The organism is Moritella sp., assembly GCF_013215705.1.
Lineage (GTDB): Bacteria > Pseudomonadota > Gammaproteobacteria > Enterobacterales > Moritellaceae > Moritella.
In genome coordinates, this window is the sequence record NZ_JABSQR010000055.1 from 1 (window position 1) to 2,455 (window position 2,455).

The following is a 2,455-nucleotide window of genomic DNA, read 5'->3' on the forward strand; positions in this document are numbered from 1 at the left end:
TCGGTCCCTATCTGCCGTGGGCGTTTGAGAATTGAGAGGAGCTGCTCCTAGTACGAGAGGACCGGAGTGGACGAACCGCTGGTGTTCGGGTTGTCATGCCAATGGCATTGCCCGGTAGCTACGTTCGGAATCGATAACCGCTGAAAGCATCTAAGCGGGAAGCGAGCCTCGAGATGAGTTCTCACTGGAGATTTAATCTCCCTAAAGGGCCGTAGGAGACTACTACGTTGATAGGCAAGGTGTGTAAGCGTTGTGAGGCGTTGAGCTAACTTGTACTAATGACCCGTGAGGCTTAACCATACAACACCTAATGTGTTTTATGTTTTCACCTCAAAAGTATTCAAGAATACTTGTTGTAAAGAACACGAATTTATCAGATTTCCAAATTATCTTTGGCTTGAAAGAGCGAGAGAGAGCAACAGTTTAGTCTAGTAACCATAGCAAATTGGTCCCACCTGATCCCATTCCGAACTCAGTAGTGAAACGATTTAGCGCCGATGGTAGTGTGGGGCTTCCCCATGTGAGAGTAGGTCATTGCTAGACACCCATTAAGAAAAAGGGCCCAGTCGAAAGACTGGGCCCTTTTTCGCATGTGTCTAGCAATGACCGGCATGATATTGACTCATTCCCAGCGCCTGCCGCTGACGAAGTCAGTGCAACCCACTCACACGGTTGATCTAGCACAGGCTCTGCCATGCTATTTACCACTCGCACGGAACTTCTCTTCTTATTTAGTGATATCAGTTCCGACAATTATCTGTTCACATGACCTGGCTAAAACCAATGATTACATCGTTGCTCTAAATCTCAGTAGCAAGTTATTGTGATCGCCTTGTCCTAATTTATTTTTCTACATACAACAAGACCACATATTTATATTGGAACTTAAGTGTTTATACCAATTGCATTAAAGATATGATCTAATGATGCATCGTATTTCATAGTAGTTATCTTATGCCTATATTGGAACTTAAGCGTTTAGCTAAAACAGAAAAGAACAGTCGAACAAGACTTCGATATTTAGCTGTCTCTCACTTTGTTGAGGGGGAATCGCGAACGGCTATCGCTAAGTATTTAAAAGTAGCGCGAGGAAGTGTTAATAGTTGGGTGACCAACTATCTGAATCAAGGAATTGATGGACTCAAAGACGCAACGCATTATGGTCGACCGCCTCGTTTATCTTCTCAACAACAGACTTTACTCATTAAATTTGTTGATGATGCTAGCCGTAGTGATAGCGGTGGTCGCCTACAAGCGAAAGACGTTCAGCAGTTTATAGCCGATAAATTCGATATTGGTTATAAGATTAGGAATATTTATCGGTTATTGCATCATTTAGGTTTTTCATGGATAACTAGCCGCTCACGACACCCCAAACAGGATATGAACGCTCAACTCCTTTTTAAAAAGCTTCCTAGTGGAAACGATCCTTAACACCCCTGCCTATTTGCCATTGGATCGCGTCGATGTTTGGTTTCAAGACGAGGCAAGATTTGGTCAACAAAATACAACAACCCGGCTATGGGCAACGAAAGGTAGTAGGCCAAGAGCCGTTAAACAGCAACAATTTGAATATGCGTATTTATTCGGTGCAGTTTGTCCTAGCACTGGAGAAACGCAAGCTATCATAGCCCCTTACAGTAATAGTGAAATAATGAGAGAACACTTATTATTAATTTCACAATGTACACCGCCTGATCGTTATGCTCTTGTGATTATGGATGGTGCCAGTTGGCATCAAGATTATCTTGGCGACCAATTCGATAATTTATCAATCATGAAACTTCCGCCGTATTCACCTGAACTCAATCCAATAGAACAAGTCTGGCAATGGATGCGCCAAAATGAAATAGCAAACCGTTGCTTTGATGGATATGAAGACATTGTCGATGCATGCAGCAATGCATGGAATCGATTTAGAGAAGACAAAAATCGAGTAACAAAATTATGTAATAGAGACTGGATCAATCTGGTCAATTGATTAATGCATTTGGTATCACACGCCGTGGCGGCATTAGCGATCACGCTAGTCTGTTCGCAAAACTGCGTTTCGCCTTTCTACAGACCAAAAAAAATCGCAATTAAGCGACTGTTTAAGTTTTTACTTTATTTAACTGGCATTCTTCTTACAAGAAGAATGGTGCGGGAAGAGAGACTTGAACTCTCACACCTTGCGATACTAGAACCTAAATCTAGCGCGTCTACCAATTCCGCCACCCCCGCATATTAAATCTTTACTGCTTAACATTATAAAAAGGGTGAATTTCTTATAACATCACTCGCTTCTAACGAGAAGAATAGTTGGCTGGGATACAAGGATTTGAACCTTGGAATGACGGGATCAAAACCCGCTGCCTTACCGCTTGGCTATATCCCAACTAAAATGTTTATCTACTCATTCGAAGTAAACCTCGAAAGAAAAAATGGTGCGGGAAGAGAGACTTGAACTCTCACA

1 protein-coding gene, 2 tRNA genes and 2 rRNA genes are annotated in these 2,455 nt (G+C 42.3%); 3 read left to right on the forward strand and 2 right to left on the reverse strand.

Annotated elements, in window-relative coordinates:
• The 3 genes from HRT96_RS21845 to HRT96_RS21855 all read left to right on the forward strand — a co-directional run.
• A 23S ribosomal RNA gene (locus HRT96_RS21845) occupies positions 1-300 on the forward strand; the annotation flags it as partial.
• 127 nt (positions 301-427) lie between these two features.
• A 5S ribosomal RNA gene (rrf, locus tag HRT96_RS21850) occupies positions 428-543 on the forward strand.
• Positions 544-954: 411 nt separating this feature from the next.
• A protein-coding gene (locus tag HRT96_RS21855) for an IS630 family transposase (RefSeq protein WP_293160819.1) occupies positions 955-1,981 on the forward strand; the annotation gives its coding sequence in 2 pieces (ribosomal slippage) (positions 955-1,410 and positions 1,412-1,981; 1,026 coding nt in all).
• Positions 1,982-2,138: 157 nt separating this feature from the next.
• Here the strand turns inward: HRT96_RS21855 and HRT96_RS21860 are convergent.
• Both HRT96_RS21860 and HRT96_RS21865 read right to left on the reverse strand, forming a co-directional pair.
• A tRNA-Leu gene (locus HRT96_RS21860) sits at positions 2,139-2,223 on the reverse strand.
• Positions 2,224-2,302: 79 nt separating this feature from the next.
• Positions 2,303-2,377: transfer RNA gene (locus HRT96_RS21865), tRNA-Gln, on the reverse strand.
• Positions 2,378-2,455 lie beyond the last annotated feature (78 nt).